Here is a 24,076-nt window from a genome sequence, read left to right on the forward strand (position 1 = left end):
GTCCTTTTACTTTTGACGAAAACACAAAGATCCAGGAGGTATAAATTTATGTTTAAAAAGATTGGTTTAATTACGGGAATAACAGCCATTGGGCTATCTATAGCAGGAGGAACAAATGCAAGTGCACATACGGTAAAGGAAGGGGATACTCTTTGGAAGCTTGGTCAGTCTTATAACGTATCTTATGAAAGTATCAAAAAAGACAACAATTTAGACGGAAATATGATAAGACCTGGCCAGCAATTAAACATACCGGCAGTTAAAGGGGTAAGTGAAGATCAACTGAAAGCATCTTCAGAAGATAAAAGACTTCTCGCTTCTCTTGTCGAAGCCGAAGCAATGGGTGAAAGTTTTGAAGGTAAAGCTGCAGTTGCTGCTGTTGTCTTGAACCGAGTAAAGGCTGATAGCTTTCCGGATACGATCAAGGGGGTTATCTACGACAAAGGGCAGTTTCAGCCTGTCATGGAAAACAAACTGAAAAAGCCTTCACCTTCATCAGAAAAAGCTGTTGATAAAGCATTATCCGGTTATGACAATACGAATGGATCGCTGTTTTTCTATAATAAAACGACAGCGGTAAGCCGTTGGCTCGATACAAAGCCTGTCAATATAGTAATCGGCAACCATACATTCAGCAAGTAAATTAAAGCCTCAGGCCATAGAAAGAAAGGTCTGAGGCTTTATTATCGTTCACTTGAGCTCTTTATGCTAAGACCCGATGATTCAATTTTTTGGCTGTTCCGGGCGATGAGAACATCACAAGTGGCATGCCTGGTGATATATTGTGAAACACTGCCGATAAAAATGCGTTCCATAGCGTTTAACCCGGTTGCACCGCAGACAATTAAATCTGCTTCATGCATGGAAGCGAAAGAAAGGATTTCTGTTTTTGGAGTTCCGTAATTGGATAAGGTTTTAACATGTTTTAATCCATGTTTCCTTGCCATTTCATCATAATTTTCAAGAAGGGATTCACTGAAACTCTTATCACGGCTCATCTCGATGGTAACTGCACCTGCGTCTAATGGAGCAGTAGGGATTTTTTCCTCAGAAATATGGACAATTAGCAATTGCGCATGATATTCTTTCGTAATTTCTATAGCTCTGTAAAAGGCAACCTCGGAAGATTCCGATCCATCCACACCAACAAGGATTCTCTCGTAATAAGGCATAAAAATCACCCCTTTTTTGTAAACTTATATAAATTCATTCCCTATATATAAGAGAGGCAAACATAATCGTAACATTTGTACCCAACCTCCAAATTCCATTTGACAAACCTATAGTAGTAAGGTATTTTTGAACGTATTAAAGTATTTGAAAAATTCATAATTGACTCTTATCAAGAGTGGTGGAGGGACTGGCCCGATGATACCCGGCAACCTGCAGATTATTTCTGAACAGGTGCCAAATCCTGCAAGGCAGAAGGCTTTGAGAGATAAGAGAAGGTCAAGCCCAAGCGGATAATTGCACCTCTCTGAATCTTTTAGAGAGGTGTTTTTTGTTGAATAAATGGGGGGATATCTGTTGGCAAATACACAATTATCTGCTGTAAATGATACGGCAGCAATAGGAGAACTTACGTTGGAGTCTGGAAAAGAGCTGAAAGATGTCGATATCGCTTACCAGCGAATCGGTGCAGCAAATGCACCTGCCATTTTCGTATGCCATGCACTTACAGGTAATCATTATACGTTAAACAGTGAGATGGGAGAAGGCTGGTGGGCAGGTCTATTGGGAAATGGACAGTATATTGATTTGGAGAAATACCAGGTGATTACTTCAAATGTATTGGGAGGGTGCGACGGGTCAACGGGACCACTCTCGGTCAATCCCGTTACTGGAAGTCCTTACGGAGCTGAATTTCCATTGATAACGATCAGAGACATGGTGCAGGCCCAAAAGAAACTTTTGGACGTACTCGGCTTGGGGCGTCTAGAGGCAGTGATCGGCGGATCGTTAGGCGGCATGCAGGTTTTAGAGTGGGGACTGATGTATCCTGATTTTATGGAGCGTCTGATCCCGATTGCCGTAACCCCTTTACTAAGTGATTATGCGATAGGTTTCAATGCAGCGGGAAGAACGGCCATCCTCAGTGATCCCTTATGGAATAACGGCCAGTACGGTAAAGAAAGTACACCAAGGAAAGGGCTTGGCATTGCTCGGATGATCGGTATGCTCACTTATCGTTCGGGAGCATTGTTCAATCATCGATTTCAGCGAAAACAAACAGAGAATTGGGAAACCATTCATGAGAATGCAGCCTTTTCAGTTGAATCCTATCTTCAATACCAAGCGAATAAATTAGCTGACCGTTTTGATGCCAACAGTTACTTAACCTTATTGAAAGCGATGGATACTCACGATATTGGCAGAGAAAGGGGAGGAGTAGTGGCTGCGTCCCAGAGCTATAAGGCTCAAATGCTTTGTGTTGGTTTCACCGGTGATTTGCTCTATCCTTCTGATTTAATGGAACAGTTTGTAAAAGATGTTCAAGCTGCAAATAAAAGAGCAAAATATCTTGAGGTATCTACCATGTTTGGCCATGATGGATTTCTGACAGAATTTGATAAGTGGGGGAACTTGCTCAAAGAATTTATGAGAGAAACAATAAAGACATGAGGATATCATCCTCATGTCTTTATTTATCACTATTCAACAGCTGGTTTTTCAATAACCGCCGTCTGATTAGAAGGCTTATGCTGTTCAGGGCGCTCCCGGCTAATTCTTCCGCCGCCGACGGATAAAGCGACCAAAATACCCGCTCCAATAAAAATCAAGCCTGTTAAAAATACAGTGGTAAAAGAATCACTCCATGCGGTCTGTATAGAATGAATAACGGTATCTTTAATTGTATCTGGCAATTTAAGAAGATCTGGATGGATTAAAATGCTGAACAATGCATCTGTTTTGTCTGCTAACTTTTGAAAGATCCCTTGAAGCATTGGGTTCGTTTGTTCACTCACTACATCTTTCATTTTTGTTTCTAAGGAATGGTTCATCACTACATTTAGGACAGTGATACCAATCGTACCGCCAATTGAACGGAAGAACGTTGATGCAGAAGTAACAGCTCCCAGTTTTGTTTTCGGAAATTCATTTTGAATCGCGATCATTAATGTCGGCATAACAAGACCCATTCCGAATCCCATAATTATCATATAAGCGTATGCTGTAATTTCATTGGAATCAACACCCATCGTGCTCATCAAGTAGAAGCCTACTGCTGTAATGATCATGCCCGCAGTCAATACGGTTCGATAAGGAACTTTCAATAGAAGTCTTCCTCCAATAATACTCGCCAGGATGAGAGAAATCATCATCGGTGTCATGGTAGAACCAGCTTGTGTCGGAGTTACACCCAGAATACCCTGCATAAACATCGGAACGAACATGATCGCACCGAACATGCCTAAGCCCAGTAAAAACCCTAGAGCATTTGTTGTGGCAAAAACACGGTTTTTAAACAGTGAAAGATCTAGTACAGGCTCTTTTGCTTTCTTTTCTACAAATCCGAATACGATCAAGAGAACGATGGAGAAGCCGAAGATCAATCCGCTTTCCAGAGAAACCCATTCAAATTTATCTCCGCCAAACGTCAAACCAAGGAGCAATAAGACGATGGCAGGGATTAGAGTGATGATTCCAAGATAATCGATATTCACTTCTTCTTTTGGCCTTACCAGTTCATTTTTCATTCCAACAAATATGAGGATGGCAGATAAGAGACCAAAAGGAACATTAATTAAGAAAATCCAGTGCCAGCTGATCGTGTCGACTAAAAATCCACCGATGAACGGACCGATAACAGAGCTTAATCCGAAGATTGCTCCGAATACTCCCTGCCATTTCGCACGCTGTTCCGCTGTGAAAATATCACCGATGATGGTCTGGGAAAGAGGCATGATCATACCGCCGCCAAGACCCTGCAGCCCGCGGTAGAAAATCAATTGTTCCATAGAATTCGCTGTTGCACATAACCCGGAGCCGATGACGAAAATGACGGTTCCAATCAAATAAAGGGAACGGCGTCCGTATAGATCCGAAAGCTTTCCGACGATCGGAATTATCGTAGTAGATGTAATTAAATAGGCAGTAGTTACCCAGGCAAAAATAGAAAACCCATTTAACTCACCGATAATGGTAGGCATCGCTGTACCAACCACGGTCTGTTCCATTGCGCTGAAAAACATCCCGATAATAAGGCCTAAAAGAACCATATTGCGGTTGATAGGCATTTGTTGTTCAATTTTCATATGATTGTTCTTCTCCATTCTGTTGTTATACTAATTGAATCTTTAGTGTTCTGATATATCTTTGCAATACTCCTTCAACTCAGGAACCTTTGTGCATTCATGTTCTCATGGTGGTATTTTCACAATTCGTTTTGATCACCTTCCATGAAATGACCCCCAGTCAAATTCTCAATTTAATTAACCTACTAAACTAAAATCACTAAATCATTATATTACTGATATGACCAGTCAGTCAATCTTATAATTTTAAAAAAACGCCCAAAAATTATAAGGCGTTTTTCCAGTGTATTTAAGCAAGCAATGACAGGCCGCCGTCCACGATAATGGTTTGCCCTCTAATCATGCTGGCTGCAGGTGTACAGAGGAAATAAACCGTTTCAGCGATATCAGCCGGTTCAACAATTCGTCCCGCCGGGTTCTTCTTCTTCGCTTCGTTTAAGAGTTCTTCCCGATTAGGGAAATGCTTCAGTGCATCCGTATCAACAGCTCCGCCAGATACCGCATTGACTACAATTCCTTTAGGCGCAAGTTCGACAGCAAGATAACGGGTGATTGCTTCAACCGAAGCCTTGGATACACCAACGGCTACGTAATTCGGAAGTGCTCTGATCGATCCAAGACTTGATAGAGCAACGATAGCACCTGAACCTTTTTCTGCCATAAGCATCGCTGCTTGCTGGGAGGCAAACAGGTACGCTTTTGCGTTGATGTCCTGTGTCCAATCCCAATGGCTTTCTTCAATTTCCAGCAGTGGCCTTAAAACACCGGAAGCGGCATTGTTTATAAATACATCTAGACGGCCAAAGGTTTCCTTTACTTCCGCAAACAAGGCTTTGATCTGGTCAAGGTCACCGACGTTCGCTTTCACTAAATGGACCTTGATTCCGTATTGAGATTCAAATTCTTGTTTAGTCTCCTCCGCGTCTTTCTTCTTCCTCATGAAATTTAACACGAGATCATATTCTTCGGAGGCAAATTTGGAGGCGATGGCTTTACCGATGCCTCTGGTGCCGCCTGTAATCAAAGCTACTTTTCTTGTCAACAAAAACACGTCCTTTATCACATTCTGCATTTAGTACCTGGTCCTAATTCTAATTCGGTTCCCACCGAATGTCAATGCTGCCCTAAACTAAGCATTTGAAAGGAAAGAAGAAGAGATATACTATATAATAGATTTTTATAGTTTTTATTATGAAAGGGAATTTTACATGACCATAGATCAATTGCAATTACCCAACGTACTGGCTGAAAAATTAAATTATGAAAGAAATAGACGAAATAAAAACAATTCTGCTGAGTTTCAAGGTCTAATCGGATCAGAAGGGTACACAGCGGAAGATAATGAGATTGTAAAAGACGCTGTGATTGCCTTGCTGATGGGGAAGAATGTTCTGCTGAAAGGGCCTACAGGTTCAGGCAAGACAAAGCTGGCGGAATACCTTTCGTCTTTATTTCAGCAGCCTCTGCATTCTATCAACTGTTCAGTGGATTTGGATGCTGAAGCGTTACTGGGGCATAAGACCATCTCCTATGAAAAAGGACATTCTGAAATTGAATTTATTCCTGGGCCGGTAACAAAAGCGGCAGCGTTCGGGCATTTCTTATACATTGATGAAATCAATGTTTCAAAGCCAGAAACACTTCCCATCTTAAACGGTATTCTCGACTACAGACGGACAGTTACTAATCCGTTTACAGGTGATATTATTAAAGCTGCTGAGGGATTTAACGTGATCGCAGCGATCAACGAGGGATATATTGGAACCGTTCCATTGAATGAAGCATTAAAAAACCGTTTTGTTGTTATTGAAGTCCCTTATATTCAAGGAAAAGCACTATTTGAGATGCTGCTATCCCAATCTCAGCAGAAAGACCGCAGAATTCTAAAACAATTTGTACAGTTTTCTTCAGATCTTGTTCAGCAGACTAAGACAGGGCAGTTATCGGAGGACGCAGCCTCCATCCGGGCTTTGCTTGATGCAGCAGACTTATCGGCCTATATGCCGCCAAAGAGGGCGATTCAGCGTGCTGTAGCTGATAAATTAGAAGACGAACGGGAAAAAACATTAATCCATAACATTGCCGATACCCTTTTTATGTAGAGTGGATGTCCAGGAGGTGAAGTAGCGCATGAAATTTTTAACATTTGCAGATACAAAAATCGATTCTTTTCTGCATATGCAGCTGATCGACCTTGCGAAAACCCTGTCCAGAGATCCAAAAATGGATGTAGAATTCTCATACCATTCTTATTTGAACAAACCCGGCCGTGTGCTGCATGTCAGCCAGTTTTGGATGACCTATCCAGCCAGCCTGCAGCTTCATGGATTAAAAAGTGAAGTTTACTTAAGAAGCTTTGGGAATTACTTTTTTTCGGATCATACCTCTCTGCAAGAAGCACTTCAGTCCTTAAAAAATGAAGAGCATTTTCAATTTCTTAAGCATCTGCTTTTGTTTTCAGAAGATTTTCGCCTGGAAAAAGTGTGTGTGACTAAACGGCCTGGTATGTCTGTTTCTTTCTTGGAGAGGAAGAGAGTTCTTCTTACTCATTATCAGAGGCAGTACCGTCAGCATATCCAGCAACGAAGATGGCTTGACGCGTTCTTCTGCTGTATTTTTCTGTTTGCCAACCATCGGCTCGTGCCGCTTCAAACACCATTAAAGGAATGGTATGTTGAGCTGCGCCAGGATCTAATAAAATTAAACACTGCTGGAAGCACATCAGAGCTGGTTGCAGTAATCCATGATATTAAGAGAGCATTAAGAGCATTTACCGAAAGGGATATGACGAGTTCTTATCTGTCGTTCTACGGATCTGAAAAATTGAATTTTAAAGATATCTCAAGAGAAAATGAAGTAAAAGCACCATATTCACAGACTGCATCAGAAGATGAAAAAAGCTGTGATGAATCGGAACGGGAAGATATGCCAAGCTGGCACGAAGAGACCTCTTCTCCGACTGACTCATTTCTTCAGTTTGATCTGGATCAAGGGACATCAACCGATTTGCTTGGTGAAGGTGGGAGGAAAGCCGAGGAAGGAGATCAGGCTTTCGGAGCGGTTCAGGCTGGAGCGAAGGATTCAAAAGGCAAGGATTTTAAAGGGGAGACTGGTGCAGGTGTAGACCAAACAGACGGGCGTTCCGGGCAGGGCCTTTTTCCATACGGTGAGATGAACCGTTTTGCTGTTGAAAAAAAGATCCTGCCGAAAAAGCCTTCTTTTCAGGAAGTACAGGATTATCAGAAGTTCAAATCTGCTGTACAATCTTCTGTCAGCCTGTTGAAACAAAGCTTTTTGAAGACCATAGAAACATAAAAAAAAATGTACCAAACCACGATTTGAATTTTGGCCGATTAAACAAAAGGCTAACACGGCTGCTGACCGATAAAAATCCCAGGCTGTTCTTTAAAAAAGCAGAATCACCGCAAGAACTCGATGCCGTCTTTACTTTGCTTGTCGATTGCTCGGCCTCCATGTTTGACAAAATGGAAGAAACACAACAGGCTATTGTCCTGTTCCATGAGACCCTGAAGGCCGTCCGAATCCCGCATTCCATAGTAGGCTTTTGGGAAGATGCGGCTGATGCGAAGAAAGACAGCCAGCCTAATTATTTTCAGGAAGTGATTTCGTTCAAGAGCTCACTTAAAAATCAGTCTGGACCTGAAATTCTGCAGCTGGAGCCACAGGAAGATAATCGAGATGGCTATTCCATCCGGAAAAAGGCAGGGGATTTGCTGCGCCGGAAGGAAAAACAAAAGTTTTTACTCGTCTTTTCAGATGGAGAGCCAGCGGCGTTTGATTATGAGGACCATGGCATTCTGGACACGTATGAAGCTGTAGCCAATACTCGTAAAATGGGAATTGAAACGCTGGGGATGTACATTTCTAATGGAAAAGTGACCGAGGAAGCTCAAAATCTAATGAAAAATATATATGGCAGCCATCAGGTGGTCGTACCCAGTGCAGCAGAACTCGTCAGTTATTTAGTGCCTGTCCTGCGCAAGCTTCTATTCAAATTATCTTAATCCAAAAATTAGCAGGCTACATTGACAGCTATCTCCATCCATTACTCGTAAAAAAGATTTGAGGGTCTCATTACAGCAACAACATGCGATGTTGAACTGAAAAAGAAAATCCAGGAGGGTTATCCTGGATTTTTTTAATGGCTGGAGACTGTTGTCATTTGTTTTTGTTGAATATATGCAAGCCGGAAGTAAAGAGTGACCGCACCCATCGCTAGGCCTGTGATCAATCCTACCCAGTATCCATACGCTTCTAGGGCAGTATAATTAGCCAGCACATAGCCAACCGGCAAACCGATCACCCAATAGGATATTAAAGATAGTACAAGCGTTACGTTCACATCCTTATACCCTCTCAGAGCTCCTTGTATGGGAGCGGCAATAGCATCGGAAAGCTGAAAAAAGACTGCATAAAGCAAAAAATGCTTCGTTAATTTTATGACAGATGAATCGTTTGAATACATTCCGGCAACTTGGCTAGGGAAGATGAGCAAAGCTGCTGCACACAGCAAGGCAAGAATGACCGCAGTTCCTATTCCGAGATAACTGTATTGCTTAGCGTCTTTATACCGATGCGCCCCGACTTCGAAACCGACCGCAATGGTGAGTGCGAAGGAGATACTCAAAGGCAGCATATAAAGAAACGAAGCAAAATTAAGTGCAGATTGATGGGCGGCAATCGTTGCTGTATTGAATGAACTCATCAGCAGCGTTACGGCTGCAAAGATACTCGTTTCAAAAAAGATGGAAAATCCAATCGGCAGCCCAATTTTCAGCTGGCTTTTCCATGCTGAAATCGAAAGGGAGTAAAACTTGCTGAAGACTTGATAATCAGAGAAAGGCAGCTTCTTGTGAATGATATAGAACGCCAGTAAAGCAATAAACCAATACGTAAGAGCAGAAGCATAACCCGAACCAACACCGCCAAGCTCCGGAAACCCCCACTTACCGAAAATCAATAAATAATTGAAGAGGGCATTGACGGGAAGTGCAGTTAACGTAATCAGCATAGACACCCTCGTTCTGCCGAGAGCATCGATAAAACAGCGGAGAACGTTATATAAGAACAGAGGAATCATACCGAACGAAAGGGCTCTCAGATACCCGGAAGCTACCTCCCTTACTTGAGGGTCCAGATTCATGGCATTCAGCAGTGGATTAAGAATCAATAATCCAACTGCAATTACAGCAAATGAAAGAGCAAAAGCAAGATAGATGCTCTGTATGAGAGCGTACGGTACTTTTTCTTTTTTTCCGGCACCATTATATTGGGAAACGATGGGAGTAAGCGCCATCAATATTCCGCTTAATCCAGTAAACACAGGGACCCAGATGCTTGAACCGAGCGCTACACCAGCAAGCTGTTTCGGGCCTGAGTGGCCGGACATCACTGTATCAAGAAAATTCATCGCGAATAATCCAATCTGTGTAACCAGTACAGGAAGCACCAGCTTGATGAACAATAAAATTTTTTGCTTGATCGTTTGAGTTTTTTCCATTTCATATTCCTTTTCCAAGTCTGTAATAATGGAAATTATAACATATGGGCAAAGGGGGGAGGGCAGTTATTTCGCAGAAGTAAGATGAAAAACACAAAAGAAAAAGATGATCCCGGATGGACCATCTTTTTACAATTTAGGAAGAATGAACAACCGAATGTTTTTTCAGTTCATTCATGAACTCGTGGAACTGAGGAATATTCATTTGCTGTGCAGAGTCAGATAGAGCGACAGCTGGATCCGGATGAACTTCAGCCATAACGCCGTCAGCACCGATCGCTAGCGCTGCTTTTGCCGCAGGAAGCAATAGATCCCTTCTTCCGGTAGAGTGGGTCACATCGACCATAACTGGAAGGTGAGTTTCTTTTTTAAGAATCGGAACAGCAGAAATATCGAGCGTATTCCGTGTTGCTTTTTCATACGTACGGATTCCGCGCTCACAGAGAATGATTTGGTCGTTTCCTTGAGCCAGGATGTATTCTGCTGCGTACATGAACTCTTCAATCGTTGCAGATAGACCGCGTTTTAATAATACTGGCTTTCTGATCGCGCCAGCTGCTTTTAAAAGTTCGAAGTTTTGCATGTTGCGTGCACCGATTTGAACGACGTCCACATAATCCAGAGCTTCTTCCAGATCGTTTGGATTTAAAATCTCACTGATAACAGCGAGGTTCTCTTCATCAGCAACTTGTCTTAAGATTTTAAGTCCTTCCATGCCAAGACCTTGGAAATCATAAGGAGAAGTACGGGGTTTAAACGCTCCGCCGCGCATAAGCGTCAATCCTTGATCTTTTAATGCCTTTGCCACTTGTTTGACCTGATCGTAGCTTTCAACCGCACAAGGTCCCATCACAAAATGCTGCTCACCTGTTCCAATAAGCTCGCCTTTTATGTTTATAATGGTATCATCAGGTTTCTTTTTACGGGAAACCAGCAGCGCTTTACGGTTATCATCTTCCTGCAGCTCAAGGCTGGCTTTGAAAATTTGTTTAAAAATATATTGAAGGGTAGACGTTTCGAACGGCCCTTTATTACGGTCTTCAATCAGATCAAGAAGCTTGCGTTCACGTACAGGGTCAAAACGCTTAACACCCTGCATTTCTTTTAATTTTCCAATCTCTTGTACGATGGAAGCACGGTCGTTTAACAAATCAAGAATCTTTTGATCGACGGATTCGATCTCACTGCGAAGTTCTTCCAGTTCTTTTGACATCCTAAGCTCCTCCTCATGATTTATAGAATAGGTGTTTACTCCTTCAAAATTGTTTCTTTTATAAGGGCGGCGCCGGCCCTTTTTCGAATAATTTTTTGAGTATTGTTTGCTACTTTAAAGCACGATAGTATATCTTGTCAAGGGGTTATTTTCAGATTTCTTCAAAGGCTTTGTTAATTTTCAAAAATATGGGCTATCCCCCTTTACAATCGCCTCTAACCGTGTTAAAACTTGATATAATACAATTAAACGATCGCAATGACAGGCAACAGTAGTATTCTTCTCCCTGTTTTAAGAGAGCTGGTGGACGGTGCGAACCAGTACAAAGGAGAATGCGAATTACACCCTCGAGCTTCCTTTTTGAACGATCCTGTTTCATGGTTCAGTAGAAAAGGACGGTTTACTCCGTTATCCGTGAATGAAGTGGCGGAATTATTTTCCGCAATGAGGGTGGTACCGCGAATAAATTCGTCCCTGCTATTTATAGCAGGGACTTTTTTGTATCTCTAAAGAAAAATAAGGAGGCAATATTATGAGGTATTTAACTGCCGGAGAATCACACGGCCCGCAGCTCACAACTATTCTGGAAGGCATTCCATCAGGACTGCCACTGACAGCAGCAGAGATTAACGAAGAACTCTCCCGCAGGCAGAAAGGGCATGGCCGCGGAAGAAGGATGCAGATTGAAAAGGACCAAGCTATTATCAACAGTGGTGTCCGCCACGGCTACACGCTCGGATCTCCGATAACTCTTGCCGTAGAGAACCGGGATTTTAAACACTGGACGAAGATCATGGGGGCCGAACCTTTGGAAGAGGACAGTGATGAAGTAAAACGCCAGATCACAAGACCTAGACCGGGGCATGCTGATCTAAACGGAGCCATCAAGTATAACCATAGAGATATGAGGAACGTTTTGGAACGGTCATCTGCCAGAGAGACTACAGTGAGAGTAGCGGCAGGTGCAGTAGCAAAACAGCTTCTGAAGGAGCTTGGGATAAAAGTCGGCGGCCACGTGATTGAAATTGGAGGAGTCGTAGCGGAGCAGCTATCCTTTGAATCCTTAGAAGACCTCCAGGAAAGAACAGAAGCTTCTCCTGTACGCTGTTTGGATGAAACGGCTGGAAAGAAAATGATGCATGCCATCGACGAGGCGAAGGAGAAGGGTGACTCAATCGGAGGCATCGTTGAAGTGATTGTAGAAGGCATGCCCGTCGGGGTTGGTAGTTATGTTCATTATGATCGGAAGCTTGATGCAAAGCTTGCAGCGGCCATCATGAGCATCAACGCATTTAAAGGTGCAGAGATCGGCATCGGATTTGAAGCCGCTCATAAACCGGGAAGCCTCGTTCATGACGAAATCCTTTGGAATGAAGAAGATGGTTATACTCGACGAACCAATAACGCTGGCGGATTAGAGGGAGGAATGACGACCGGAATGCCAATCGTCGTCAGAGGAGTAATGAAACCAATTCCAACTCTATACAAACCTCTTCAAAGTATTGACATTGATTCTAAGGAACCATTCCAGGCCAGCATTGAACGCTCAGACAGCTGCGCAGTGCCGGCAGCGAGCGTGGTAGCGGAAGCTGTAGTGGCTTGGGAGCTGGCAGCAGCCATTGTTGAACAGTTCGGAGTAGACAACATGGAACGAATTAAAGAAAACATCGAACGGCATAACCGTCAGGCGCGTGAGTTTTAATGGAAACCATGAAGATTAACACGGATTCCAAGCGATACCCAGTCTTCATAGGAGGAACTGTTCTCGAAGAACTGCCTGATTTCATTCAGGCTTTGTCTCCAAGAGTGACGAGTATCCTTATACTATCGGATGAGACCGTAAGCAGCCTTTATCTCAAAGAAACGGCAGGGAAACTTGAAAATATCGGCCAATCGCTGCATTCCTTTGTTGTACCGAGCGGCGATAAGGAAAAATCATTTCATAATTATTATGAGTGTCTGACGTTCGCTCTGGAGCAAGGATTGGATCGACATTCGCTGATCCTCGCCCTTGGCGGAGGAATGATCGGAGACCTAGCCGGTTTTGTAGCAGGAACATATATGAGAGGCATCCGTTTCATACAAGTGCCAACAACTCTATTAGCTCATGACAGTGCGGTAGGCGGAAAAACGGGGATCAATCACCCTCTCGGAAAAAACATGGTCGGCGTTTTCCATCAGCCTGAAGCAGTTTTTTATTCTACTGCTTTTTTGAAATCTCTGCCCGAAGCAGAGTGGAGATCAGGATTTGCAGAAGTCATCAAGCATTCTCTTATTGCTGATGAGGAATTCTATTATTGGCTGGTTAAAGAAGTTTCTGGATTACAAGATATTTCTGAAGATAAACTGGCTTATTTATTGAAGAGAGCTATTTCAATAAAAGCACAAGTCGTATCACAAGATGAGAGAGAAAGCGGATTGCGTGCGATCTTGAATTTTGGCCATACTCTCGGACATGCGATTGAGAGCAAAGCTGGTTATGGTGCGATCTCCCATGGTGATGCCGTATCAATCGGAATGCGGTTCGCATTGAAGCTCAGCGAATCGATCTCCGGCAAAAATCTTCATTATAATATGATCAGTGACTGGCTTCATGATTATCAATTTCCTGCACTTCCTCCTCAACTGGAAGCAGTAGAGTTGCTTGAAACCATGAAAAGAGATAAAAAATCGACGATGGGCCATGTGAATATGGTGCTTCTGGAGGAGATTGGACAAGCCTATGTTCAAGAAGTCAATGACTCCTTCCTATTAGACTCTCTCCAAGAATTTATTTTGACAGACAAGGAGCAATACAGTGAATAAACGGGTTCTGCTGATTGGATTAGGCCTTATTGGCGGATCCATCGCAATGGCTATAAAAAAAGAACATTCTTGCACCATCATAGGACATGATATTTCTGCTGATCATGCCAACCTCGCAAAACGGCTCAGTATCATTGACACAATCTGTACTGATCTCCAAAAAGAAGCAGAGATGGCCGATCTGATTGTATTGGCTACACCGGTGGAGGAAACGGAAAGACTGCTTGAATGGTTTGCTGCCTTTACCATCCCCCCAGGTGCCCTCATCACAGATGTCGGCAGCACAAAATCCAGAATCATGGAAAAAGCTTCTTCCATAGAAGATAAAGGCATTACATTCATCGGAGGCCATCCGATGGCCGGATCTCATAAATCAGGACCGGGCAGTGCCAAAGCACATCTGTTTGAAAATGCGTTCTATATGATCACACCTGGGCCAGAAACTCCTGACCAAAGAATAGAAGAATTAAAGGACTGGCTAAAAGGGACACATGCAAAATTCATCGTCATGGATGCCGAGAAACACGATCTTCTTACCGGGGTCGTCAGTCACTTTCCCCATGTCGTCGCAGCGAGCCTTGTACGCCAAGTAGAGCATTATTCCCACGAACACCAACAAGTTAACGACCTTGCTGCTGGCGGCTTTAAAGATATCACTAGAATCGCTTCCAGCAGTCCTGTAATGTGGAAAGACATTATCAAGCACAACAAGGAAAACATTTTAACCTTTATTGATGAATGGATCATGGAAATGGAATGTGTGAAGGATCTTGTTAAAAGTGGAAGCGACCAAGGTTTACATGATTACTTTTCAGGTGCAAAACAATATCGGGATGCTCTTCCGATTAAAGCCAAAGGTGCTATCACATCGTTTTATGATCTGTATGTAGACATAATCGATGATGTCGGAGTGATTTCCCGTGTTACTTCTATTCTTGCTGAGAAAAAGATCAGCATTACGAATATCCGAGTGATTGAGGCAAGAGAGGATATTTACGGAGTACTTCGAGTCAGCTTCCAGTCGGAGGGGGACCGCCAGCAAGCAAAAGAGAGTCTTGAACACCTGCAATTTACCACCTACATTGCAATGTAGCAAAGGAGGCCAATTTGATGTCAAAACGATTAAAGCCAGTTTCCGGTCTGCAAGGAACCATCCAAATACCTGGAGATAAATCCATCTCTCACCGGGCGGTTATGTTCGGTTCAATTGCTGAAGGACGTACAACTGTTCAAGGATTCCTTACTGGAGATGATTGTTTAAGTACCATTGATTGCTTCAGAAAAATGGGAGTCAGTATTCATCAGGAAAATGACACAGTTATAATAGAAGGAAAAGGATTAGAAGGGCTCAAAGAACCTGTTGATATTTTGGATGTCGGAAACTCCGGCACTACGATTCGGCTTATGCTTGGCATCCTTGCAAATACACCATTTCATTCCTGTATTACCGGTGATGCATCCATTGCGAAACGGCCAATGAAAAGGGTAACCGGCCCGTTAAGAGGTATGGGTGCTGCCATTGAAGGAAGAGATGAAGGAAATTTTGTTCCTTTAAGCATACGAGGAGGACATTGCAAGGGGACCGATTATCAGTCGCCGGTTGCCAGTGCACAAGTGAAATCAGCGATCTTGCTTGCAGGGGTATCTGCAGAAGGAACAACATCTGTTACAGAACCACATAAATCCCGTGATCATACTGAGCGGATGCTTGGAGCGTTTGGCTGCAAGGTTGCTGTCGATGGCAACACAGCAAGTATAAAAGGCGGTCAAGGTTTAAAAGGAACACATATAGAAGTACCCGGAGATATTTCATCTGCCGCTTTTTTCCTTGTCGCTGGCTCCATTGTACCCGAGAGTGAGATCACTTTGAAAAAAGTAGGGATGAATCCAACGAGGACAGGGGTCATCGATGTTCTAAAACAAATGGGCGCAGATATTACCATTTCACCGATAGAAGGGGAGGGTGCTGAGCCATACGCGGACCTTACAGTAAGAACTTCAAAACTTAAAGGAATTGAGATCAGCGGAGAGATCATTCCCAGGTTAATAGATGAGATTCCAATTATTGCTCTGGCTGCCACTCAAGCATCAGGGGTAACAGTGATCAAAGATGCGGCGGAACTAAAAGTGAAAGAAACAAACAGGATTGATACTGTCGTTCACGAACTGAAAAAAATGGGCGCAAAAATTGAAGCGACTTCCGATGGGATGATCATTAGCGAAACATCATTACTAAAGGGAGCCGATGTAGACAGCCATGGAGATCACCGGATCGGCATGATGCTCGCTGTCGCATCCTGCCTGTGTAAAGGTGAAACCACGCTGTTAAACAGTGAGGCTGTAGCCGTTTCGTATCCTGGCTTTTTCGGAGAGCTCGATCACCTGCAGAGCAAAAATAGCAGAGTTTAGTTTGCACACCTTTAATATAGTAGAAAAAATTCAATACAGAGCATAAACTGCGGAGAGGCCAATGAGGCTCTCCGCTTTTTAAGTTGTATGTGAAGGAGTCCTTAACATTCTTGCTTGGATGTATGCCCGAAGGATATGGTATGATACAATCATTGAGAGTATGGAATTAGCGAAGGAGAAATATAACTATGATCACAGTAACAAATGTAGGTCTCCGCTACGGCGACCGAAAGCTTTTTGAAGATGTAAACATTAAGTTCACCCCAGGAAACTGCTATGGCTTGATCGGAGCTAACGGAGCTGGAAAATCAACGTTTATCAAAATTCTTTCCGGTGAAATCGAACCTCAAACCGGAGATGTTAATATAACACCCGGCGAACGTCTTGCTGTCTTAAAACAAAACCACTTCGAATACGAAGAAAATGAAGTACTGCAAACCGTTATTATGGGGCATGCCCGCTTGTACCAAATCATGCAGGAAAAAGACGCGATCTATATGAAAGCCGATTTCTCTGATGAAGACGGAATTAAAGCTGCCGAGCTTGAAGGCGAATTCGCAGAGCTGAACGGCTGGGAGGCAGAGTCTGAAGCTGCCATCCTATTAAAAGGATTAGGTATCGGTGAAGATCTTCATTATAAAAAGATGGCTGACCTTTCAGGGTCTGAAAAAGTAAAAGTATTGCTTGCTCAAGCTTTATTTGGGAAACCGGATATTCTGCTTCTGGATGAGCCGACAAACCACTTGGATCTGCGTGCGATCCAATGGCTTGAAGAATTTTTGATCAACTTTGAAAACACCGTCATTGTGGTATCCCATGACCGCCACTTCTTGAATAAAGTTTGTACCCACATGGCTGATTTGGATTTTGGAAAGATTCAGCTTTATGTTGGAAACTATGATTTCTGGTATGAGTCCAGCCAGCTTGCATTAAAAATGGCACAGGAACAAAACAAGAAAAAAGAAGAGAAAATCAAAGAGCTTCAAAATTTCGTTGCCCGATTCAGTGCGAATGCATCTAAATCAAAACAGGCAACCTCCAGAAAAAAATTGCTCGACAAAATCTCGTTGGATGATATTCGGCCTTCTACCCGCCGTTATCCTTTCGTAAACTTTTCCATTGACCGTGAAATCGGCAATGACCTTCTTATGGTGAAGGACCTCAGCAAAACCATTGATGGGGAAAAAGTATTAAACAACGTTAGCTTTACAATGAACAAGGGTGATAAAATTGCATTTGTCGGCAACGATGAAAACGCAGTAACTGTCCTCTTTAAAATCTTAATGGGTGAAATGGAAGCAGACAGCGGCAGCTTCAAATGGGGAGTTACAACATCACAGGCTTATTTCCCAAAAGACAATACTTCCTATTTTGAAAATAATGAGCTTAACCTTGTTGACTGGCTGCGCCAATACTCTCCTGTCGATCAATCAGAAAGCTTTTTGCGTGGTTTCTTGGGACGTATGCTGTTTTCCGGTGAAGAAGTACTGAAAAAATCAAAAGTACTTTCTGGAGGAGAAAAGGTCCGCTGTATGCTTTCCAAAATGATGCTCAGCGGCAGCAATGTCTTATTATTGGATGATCCGACAAATCACCTGGATCTAGAATCCATTACTGCATTGAACAATGGTTTGATCAGCTACAAAGGGTCCATCTTATTTACATCTCATGACCATCAGTTTGTTCAAACCATCGCAAACAGAATTGTTGAAATTACACCGAATGGACTTCTTGATAAACAAATGTCCTATGATGAGTTTCTTGAAAACGAAGAGCTTCAAAAACAAAGAGAAAAGATGTACAAATAAAAAAACGGCCCTAGGCCGTTTTTTTATTTGTACAAACTTCCAATTGCCAGCAAAAAAGTGGTATCGAATAGTCTCAAAACGCACCGGTACAGCTCTAAGTTTATTTTTTATTTTTTTGTGGTAAATATAACCAGATAAAGACAGTTAACAAGCCTAAGAGAAAAGCAGCAGCAAGAGATAAAACAATTAATGATTCTTGTCATATAAGTAGCTGCACAAGGATGAATTAAATCATTACGCAAAAATTGTACCCCATGAAGGCAGGAACCAGAGTAAGAAGCAGAACATAATGCATATGGGATGGAGAACACTGGGATAATCGCCGCAATAGACAGGAAAAATAAGGAAATAAGTTTATTTGAAATGGCCACCATTACATTCCTTTCTCTGATTGATTTTTATTCAATCGGGAAATATAGACTATATACTTCTGATGCAATTGTACTAGGCAGGGAATTTCAATAAATTCTATTTATCTGAAAATATTAACATTTCTTTCTATGAATTGTTGTATTGATATAGTAGAATAATTTTCCATTGTCTGAATTCCCTTGTTTTTTAAATTGTTTATTTGTATAGTGTGAATATTATTAATTTAGAAAGGATGCTGCAATGTTTCAAGATATTAATTATTTCCGCTTTGGGGAAGCTGGAATTCTCATGGAATTTGGCCATGAGGTCAGTGAAGAAATAAATCAGCAAATTCATGAAATCTCTAGATGGCTCAATGAAAACCCTTTTGATGGGTTTATTGAAACAGTTCCTGCTTACACCACACTTACTGTACTATACGATCCTATGAAATTTGTACACCCTGAAAAATCAGCATTTGAACTTGCAAAAAATCGGATTGAAATGCGTATTGAATCTATGCCGAAAGAAAGCGCTTCCGCAGGAAGGGTTATAAGAATTCCAGTTTGTTACGGGGGAGACTTTGGTCCTGACCTTCGGAACGTGGCGAAACTTAACAAGCTTACAGAAAAAGAAGTGATAAAGATACATACTGAGAAGACCTGCTACGTTTATATGCTCGGCTTCGCACCCGGGTTTCCTTTTTTAGGAGGCATGTCTTCTGAAATTGCTGCTCCAAGGCTTTCCTCTCCCCGCCTGTCCATTCCAAAAGGAAGCGTGGGAATTGCAGGAGAACAGACAGGGATTTACCCAATTGAAACTCCCGGTGGCTGGCAATTGATCGGCAGGACGCCCCTTGAACTGTTCAGGCCTGATGATAATCCGCCAACACTGCTTGAGGCTGGAGATCAAGTTGAGTTTTATGAGATTACAACAGAAGAATATCATTCATGGGAGGCTGAAGATGACCATCAAGATTGATAAACCTGGGATGCTGACCAGCCTTCAGGATCTCGGACGCTATACTTATCAGCAATATGGGGTCATTGTAAATGGAGCGATGGATCCTTTTGCACATACTGCAGCCAATCTGCTAGTTGGAAATCCGGAAGGAGAAGCAACGCTTGAAGTCACACTGACCGGCCCTAAGCTTACTTTTGGGATCGATACATACATTGCTATCTGCGGTGCTGATCTCACCCCGTCTCTTAATGAAAAACCCATTGAGAACTGGAGAACAATCTCCGTTAAACAAGGGGATGTTCTGGAATTCGGAAAGTGCAAGTGGGGATGCCGGGCCTACATTGCTGTAGCTGGAGGTTTTGATACAAAGCGGGAGATGGGGAGCAAAAGCACATATTTGCGTGCAGGCATTGGAGGTTACAAAGGCAGAGCACTCAAAGAAGGTGATACTCTATCAGTATGTACAGATGGACACTCCTTTCATCCCATTTCAATAAATTGGTTTGTAAGTCATGAATTAAGAGCAGTTTACTCAAATAAGAACACGATCCGAGCAGTTAAAGGAAGACATTTTGAACTTTTTACTAAGGATAGCCAAACCGCTTTTTTTAATGAAGGATTTAAGATCTCTACACAGTCTGACAGAATGGGGTATAGGGCTGAGGGTAATGCCCTGCAGCTGGAAGAACAACGAGAGATCCTGTCCGAACCTGTCCTTTTTGGAACCGTTCAAGTTCCATCAGAAGGCAAGCCCATAATATTAATGGCCGATCGCCAAACGACAGGCGGATATCCCAAAATTGCACAGGCGGCGTATGTTGACTTGCCAAAGCTTGCACAGGCAAAACCGGGAGACTCGATTGTCTTTCAAGAGATATCAGACGAAGAAGCACAGATTAATTATATCATTCAAAAAATACAGCTGAACTACTTAAAAACCGGAATCGGCTTAAAGAACAGGGAGAGGTAGGACATGAATTTTTCGGTAGACTTGAATTGTGACATGGGTGAAAGTTTTGGCCGTTATCAAATTGGCTTTGATAAAGAGATGATGGATTTTATTTCATCCGCTAATATTGCTTGCGGTTTTCACGCTGGCGACCCTTCTATAATGAAACACACTGTTCAGCTCGCTTTAGAAAAAAAGATAGCCATTGGAGCGCATCCAGGGTTGCCTGACCTCATGGGGTTTGGACGACGAAATATGTATCTTACTCCAGAGGAAGCCTATGATTATGTCCTATATCAAGTTGGAGCATTATCAGCCTTTGTACGAGCAGAAGGCGGAAGGCTTCGCCATGTCAAACCGCATGGAGCTTTGTACAACATGGCTGCCATCAACAAAGACCTATCACGTGGAATTTCAGAAGCCATCTATAAACTAGACCCGGAAATCATCTTGTTTGGCCTTGCAGGGAGCGAGCTGATCGAAGCCGGTAAAGCAGCAGGCCTCCAAACATGCAGTGAAGTTTTTGCTGATCGAACCTATCAGGCGGACGGCACACTTACTCCGAGAAACGAACCGAACAGTGTTCTGACCGATGATCAGAAAGCGGTCGATCAAGTCATAAAGATGGTGAAGTACGATAAGGTAGGCACTCCTGCCGGCGATATCGACATTAAAGCTGAGACCATCTGTATCCACGGTGATGGAGAGCATGCCTTGTCTTTTGCACAAAAGATAAACAAAGCATTCGAGAAAGAAGGCATTCAACGACTACAACACAGATAAGCGAGGTAAACGGATGAAGCAAAAAAGCAATTGGCAGCTCCTGTTAGGGGCCGCATTTTTAATGGCAACATCTGCTATCGGGCCAGGATTCTTAACACAGACTACTGTATTTACACAATCATTAGCGGCAAGCTTCGGATTTGTTATTTTAATATCCATCCTTCTTGATATCGGAGCGCAATTAAACGTTTGGCGAATTATTGCTGTGTCTGAGCGAAAAGCACAGGATATCGCTAATTTGATGCTTCCGGGACTCGGCTATTTCATTGCACTGCTAGTTGTCATTGGCGGACTTGCTTTCAATATCGGAAACGTAGGCGGAGCTGGTCTGGGAATCAATGTTATGTTCGGCGGAATATCTCCTGAGGCGGGTGCAGTGATCAGCGGAGCGATCGCCATCTCAATTTTCTTGGTTAAAGAAGCCGGAAAAGCGATGGACCGTTTTACATTGGTCGCCGGTTTTGTTATGGTAGCTCTCACAGTTTATGTTGCGATTACCTCCTCTCCGCCGGTAGGTGAAGCAGTCGCAAAGACGTTAGCTCCAGACAAAATTGATTTCGCGGCCATCGTTACACTCGTCGGCGGAACGGTCGGCGGCTATATTACATTTGCCGGTGGACATCGCCTGCTTGATGCTGGTGTTAAAGGGGAAAAAGCGTTAGGGGAAGTGAACAAAAGTGCAGTGTCGGCAATCGGGATCGCTTCAATTATGCGGATTTTTCTCTTCCTTGCAGCCCTTGGAGTCGTAGCAAGCGGTGCTACATTAAATCCTCATAATCCGCCAGCATCTGTATTTCAGCATGCCGCAGGAAACATAGGCTACAAGCTTTTTGGTATTGTTATGTGGTCGGCTGCAGTTACGTCAATAATCGGTGCTGCCTACACGTCTGTTTCATTCATCCGAACGTTTCATCCAAAGCTTGAAAGATACGGAAATTTATTAATCGTCGTGTTTATTCTTTTTTCCACATTAAGCTTTGTATCGATTGGAAACCCTGTTAAAGTATTGGTACTTGTTGGAGCATTGAACGGTTTAATTCTGCCGATTACTCTTGGTGTCATGCTTTTTGCTGCCTATAACAAAAAAATAGTCGGCTCATATAAGCATCCATTATGGATGACGGTAGTAGGTGCACTCATCTGTGTTGGCATGGCAGTGATGGGAATCAATGCTTTTTACGAAATGTTCTCATAGGATATAATACTTTTAAAACCAGACTCCTCGCTTTACAATAGATTTGAAAGAGGTGAGCAGGTTGGAAAATTTAAATGAATGGTTTCAAAGAGGTTTAACAAAAGACGAATATATTGAAAGTATGCAAGTCAATAAGGAAGAGCTGATGTCGATCTACAACAGCTTCACCCTTACTGATGAAGACAAGGATCTTTATCAGCAGTTTCCTGTTCTTGAACTGAAGGCAGTGGTGCTTACGGCTGACTGGTGCGGTGATGCTTTGCTATGTGTTCCGGTCATTCAGAGAATTGCAGAATATGCTGGTATCGAGCTGCGCTTTTTAATCCGTGATGAAAATCTTGAGCTTATGGATCGATATTTAACCAACGGTACAGCGCGCGCCATTCCGAAATTCATTTTCATGGATCAAGAGGGAAATGAGAAAGCGGTATGGGGGCCTCGTTCTCCAGAGGTACAGTCTCTGATCATGCACGAACGAAGCACTTTGCCTGCAAAGGAAGATCCATCGTTTGAAGAAAAGCAAAAAGAGATGTACCAGAATTTCAGAGCTCGGATGACAACAGACCATGCTCTATGGGAATCCGTCAATAAAAGCGTAAAAGATGAACTGAAAAATCTTTTGTAAGAACCGATTAAGGGAGCAGCTCAAAAATGGAGCTGCTCCCTTTGTCTTGCAGGCAAACTATTTTGTCATAAATTTGGCACCCACTATAATAGAGAAATAAGTACCCAGAGAACCGAAAGAATTGAGGTATAAAAATGGAAAAACAAACTGAACAGTCTATCGGCATCTGGTACGCTGCTCTTTCGTACTTGATGTGGGGCTTTCTTCCGCTTTACTGGAAGCCTCTCCAAACTGTTGAATCTGGAGATGTACTTGCCCATCGGATCCTTTGGTCTTTTATATTTATGATACTGGTTATCCTTTTTATGAAGAAGACATCATCTTTCTTCAGCAATTTACAAAGCCTATTCTTACAAAAGAAAAACTTTTTTGCGGTTTTGGCTTCATCTCTTTTAATCAGTGCCAACTGGCTGATGTATATTTGGGCCGTGAATAATAATCATGTCGTTGAGGCTAGTCTGGGTTATTACATCAACCCTCTTGTAAGCGTGTTATTGGGGATTATTGTTCTGAAGGAAAAGTTAAATTATTGGCAGATCGTTTCATTCGGGGTCGCACTCATCGGGGTTGGACTGCTAACATTCCAATACGGAAAATTCCCATGGATTGCCGTATCTCTTGCATTGAGCTTTGGTCTGTATGGCCTCACAAAAAAAATGGGCAGCTATGATTCTATACTTGGGCTGACTTATGAAACCATGTTTGTGGCACCTCTTGCCCTCATCTATATCGTTTTTGCCCAGCAGAAGGGTACGGAGGCCTTCGCGGGACAAAACAGCACAGTGACTTTGCTGCTGATGGGAGCGGGAGTAGTAACAGCCATTCCTTTACTATGTTTTGCACAGGGTGCTAAACGGATTTCTTTATCCATGATCGGATTTCTGCAATACATCGCACCAACCATCATGCTTATCCTTGGGGTCTTCCTCTATCATGAAGACTTTTCAAATACCCGTCTTTTTTCTTTTCTTTTAATATGGATGGCTCTGGTTATCTTCTCAATTTCTAAAACAAGGTGGATGGCTCGCTTACAGCCTAAAAATAAGCATAAAACATACGGTACTTGAGCATTTTTCGCCGTAATCCTCTACTTTTCGTCAATTTTCTTGAAAGTTAACTTTTGACCTACGCCCATACTGTGCTAAAATAACCATGAAAACGTTTAATAAAGAAGTTCAAATCTGCTTTCGCTTTATTG

Annotated in this window: 21 protein-coding genes, 1 riboswitch and 1 other annotated feature; of the genes, 16 read left to right on the forward strand and 5 right to left on the reverse strand. The window is 42.7% G+C overall.

Annotated elements, in window-relative coordinates; translation table 11 throughout:
- Positions 1–48: 48 nt before the first annotated feature.
- Positions 49–642 (forward strand): cell wall hydrolase, encoded by a 594-nt coding sequence (locus tag LCY76_RS11455; protein WP_248252738.1) that lies wholly within the window; start codon positions 49–51, stop codon positions 640–642.
- 41 nt (positions 643–683) lie between these two features.
- On the opposite strand, the gene LCY76_RS11460 is transcribed toward LCY76_RS11455, so the two are convergent.
- Entirely contained in the window at positions 684–1,172 is a 489-nt protein-coding gene (locus tag LCY76_RS11460; protein ID WP_248252739.1) for a universal stress protein, read from the reverse strand.
- Between the two features lie 164 nt (positions 1,173–1,336).
- A riboswitch (SAM riboswitch) is annotated at positions 1,337–1,445 on the forward strand.
- A gap of 82 nt (positions 1,446–1,527) precedes the next feature.
- Here LCY76_RS11460 and metX point away from each other — a divergent pair.
- Entirely contained in the window at positions 1,528–2,622 is a 1,095-nt protein-coding gene (gene metX, locus LCY76_RS11465) for a homoserine O-acetyltransferase MetX (protein ID WP_248252740.1), read from the forward strand.
- 29 nt (positions 2,623–2,651) lie between these two features.
- On the opposite strand, the gene LCY76_RS11470 is transcribed toward metX, so the two are convergent.
- Positions 2,652–4,256 (reverse strand): MDR family MFS transporter, encoded by a 1,605-nt coding sequence (locus LCY76_RS11470; RefSeq protein WP_248252741.1) that lies wholly within the window; start codon positions 4,254–4,256, stop codon positions 2,652–2,654.
- Between the two features lie 289 nt (positions 4,257–4,545).
- Positions 4,546–5,298 (reverse strand): enoyl-[acyl-carrier-protein] reductase FabL, encoded by a 753-nt coding sequence (fabL, locus tag LCY76_RS11475; RefSeq protein ID WP_248252742.1) that lies wholly within the window; start codon positions 5,296–5,298, stop codon positions 4,546–4,548.
- Between the two features lie 166 nt (positions 5,299–5,464).
- Here fabL and LCY76_RS11480 point away from each other — a divergent pair, with 166 nt between their 5' ends.
- Genes LCY76_RS11480 through LCY76_RS11490 form a run of 3 tightly spaced genes read left to right on the forward strand, consistent with a single transcriptional unit; the run spans position 5,465 to position 8,281 of the window.
- The gene (locus LCY76_RS11480) at positions 5,465–6,358 is read left to right on the forward strand and encodes an ATP-binding protein (protein WP_248252743.1); all 894 of its coding nucleotides are present in this window, start codon (positions 5,465–5,467) and stop codon (positions 6,356–6,358) included.
- A 28-nt stretch (positions 6,359–6,386) separates the two neighbouring features.
- Positions 6,387–7,571, forward strand: coding sequence for a hypothetical protein (locus LCY76_RS11485; RefSeq protein WP_248252744.1), 1,185 nt, complete (start codon positions 6,387–6,389; stop codon positions 7,569–7,571).
- A gap of 23 nt (positions 7,572–7,594) precedes the next feature.
- Positions 7,595–8,281, forward strand: a complete 687-nt coding sequence (locus LCY76_RS11490) for a vWA domain-containing protein (protein WP_248252745.1) — start codon at positions 7,595–7,597, stop codon at positions 8,279–8,281.
- A gap of 134 nt (positions 8,282–8,415) precedes the next feature.
- On the opposite strand, the gene LCY76_RS11495 is transcribed toward LCY76_RS11490, so the two are convergent.
- Complete coding sequence (locus tag LCY76_RS11495; protein WP_248252746.1) at positions 8,416–9,777, reverse strand: MATE family efflux transporter; 1,362 nt, start codon at positions 9,775–9,777, stop codon at positions 8,416–8,418.
- A 136-nt stretch (positions 9,778–9,913) separates the two neighbouring features.
- Positions 9,914–10,990 carry a bifunctional 3-deoxy-7-phosphoheptulonate synthase/chorismate mutase gene (locus LCY76_RS11500; protein ID WP_091005683.1) on the reverse strand — a complete coding sequence of 359 codons (1,077 nt, stop codon included), beginning with the start codon at positions 10,988–10,990 and terminating at the stop codon, positions 9,914–9,916.
- 249 nt (positions 10,991–11,239) lie between these two features.
- Positions 11,240–11,469: a binding site (T-box leader), on the forward strand.
- A gap of 53 nt (positions 11,470–11,522) precedes the next feature.
- On the opposite strand from LCY76_RS11500, the gene aroC reads away from it, so the two are divergent.
- The 11 genes from aroC to rarD all read left to right on the forward strand — a co-directional run bounded on the left by aroC (position 11,523) and on the right by rarD (position 23,945).
- Complete coding sequence (aroC, locus tag LCY76_RS11505; RefSeq protein WP_248252747.1) at positions 11,523–12,692, forward strand: chorismate synthase; 1,170 nt, start codon at positions 11,523–11,525, stop codon at positions 12,690–12,692.
- Positions 12,692–13,795: a 3-dehydroquinate synthase gene (gene aroB, locus LCY76_RS11510; RefSeq protein WP_248252748.1), complete on the forward strand. Its 1,104-nt coding sequence runs from the start codon at positions 12,692–12,694 to the stop codon at positions 13,793–13,795. Before aroC ends, aroB begins: the two co-directional genes overlap by 1 nt.
- Positions 13,788–14,888, forward strand: a complete 1,101-nt coding sequence (locus LCY76_RS11515) for a prephenate dehydrogenase (RefSeq protein WP_248252749.1) — start codon at positions 13,788–13,790, stop codon at positions 14,886–14,888. Before aroB ends, LCY76_RS11515 begins: the two co-directional genes overlap by 8 nt.
- A 17-nt stretch (positions 14,889–14,905) precedes the next feature.
- Positions 14,906–16,204 (forward strand): 3-phosphoshikimate 1-carboxyvinyltransferase, encoded by a 1,299-nt coding sequence (gene aroA / locus LCY76_RS11520; RefSeq protein WP_419714942.1) that lies wholly within the window; start codon positions 14,906–14,908, stop codon positions 16,202–16,204.
- 188 nt (positions 16,205–16,392) lie between these two features.
- Positions 16,393–18,012, forward strand: coding sequence for an ABC-F family ATP-binding cassette domain-containing protein (locus tag LCY76_RS11525; protein ID WP_248252751.1), 1,620 nt, complete (start codon positions 16,393–16,395; stop codon positions 18,010–18,012).
- 612 nt (positions 18,013–18,624) lie between these two features.
- On the forward strand, positions 18,625–19,344 hold the full coding sequence (gene pxpB, locus LCY76_RS11530; RefSeq protein ID WP_248252752.1) for a 5-oxoprolinase subunit PxpB: 720 nt from the start codon (positions 18,625–18,627) through the stop codon (positions 19,342–19,344).
- Positions 19,328–20,296, forward strand: coding sequence for a 5-oxoprolinase subunit C family protein (locus LCY76_RS11535; protein WP_248252753.1), 969 nt, complete (start codon positions 19,328–19,330; stop codon positions 20,294–20,296). Before pxpB ends, LCY76_RS11535 begins: the two co-directional genes overlap by 17 nt.
- 3 nt (positions 20,297–20,299) lie before the next feature.
- Positions 20,300–21,058: a LamB/YcsF family protein gene (locus LCY76_RS11540; protein WP_248252754.1), complete on the forward strand. Its 759-nt coding sequence runs from the start codon at positions 20,300–20,302 to the stop codon at positions 21,056–21,058.
- Between the two features lie 13 nt (positions 21,059–21,071).
- Positions 21,072–22,253 carry an NRAMP family divalent metal transporter gene (locus tag LCY76_RS11545; protein ID WP_248252755.1) on the forward strand — a complete coding sequence of 394 codons (1,182 nt, stop codon included), beginning with the start codon at positions 21,072–21,074 and terminating at the stop codon, positions 22,251–22,253.
- A gap of 61 nt (positions 22,254–22,314) precedes the next feature.
- Entirely contained in the window at positions 22,315–22,878 is a 564-nt protein-coding gene (locus LCY76_RS11550) for a thioredoxin family protein (protein ID WP_248252756.1), read from the forward strand.
- A 134-nt stretch (positions 22,879–23,012) separates the two neighbouring features.
- Positions 23,013–23,945 (forward strand): EamA family transporter RarD, encoded by a 933-nt coding sequence (gene rarD / locus LCY76_RS11555; protein ID WP_248252757.1) that lies wholly within the window; start codon positions 23,013–23,015, stop codon positions 23,943–23,945.
- The last annotated feature ends 131 nt before the right edge of the window (positions 23,946–24,076 follow it).

It is taken from the genome of Fictibacillus marinisediminis (assembly GCF_023149135.1).
GTDB classification, from domain to species: domain Bacteria; phylum Bacillota; class Bacilli; order Bacillales; family Fictibacillaceae; genus Fictibacillus_C; species Fictibacillus_C marinisediminis.